This is a genomic window from Nocardiopsis sp. MG754419, from assembly GCF_018207095.1.
GTDB lineage: Bacteria > Actinomycetota > Actinomycetes > Streptosporangiales > Streptosporangiaceae > Nocardiopsis.
In genome coordinates, this window is sequence record NZ_QOCZ01000431.1 from 1 (window position 1) to 322 (window position 322).

The window sequence follows — 322 nt, forward strand, 5'->3', positions numbered from 1 at the left end:
GGGGGAGTCCGGTTCGGGCAAGAGCACGCTCTCACGCATGGTCATGCGGCTGCTGGAGCCGACCGAGGGCACCGTGGAGTTCGAGGGACGCGACATCACCCGCCTGACCGAACGGCGCATGCGGCCGTTGCGCCGACAGGTCCAGATGGTGTTCCAGAACCCCTACTCCTCGCTCAACCCGCGTCTGACCATCGGGGAGAGCATCGGTACCGCGCTGCGGGTACAGGGCGAGCGCGACGGCAAGAAGATCCGGTCCGAGGTGCAGGAACTGCTGGAGCGCGTGGGCCTGGAGCCCAACCACTACAGCCGTTTTCCGCATGCC

General features: G+C 67.1%; 1 protein-coding gene. It reads left to right on the forward strand.

What is annotated here, in order from left to right; translation table 11 throughout:
- The coding region (locus DSY14_RS28425) for an ATP-binding cassette domain-containing protein (protein WP_211719643.1) at positions 1–322 on the forward strand (322 nt) is incomplete at both ends.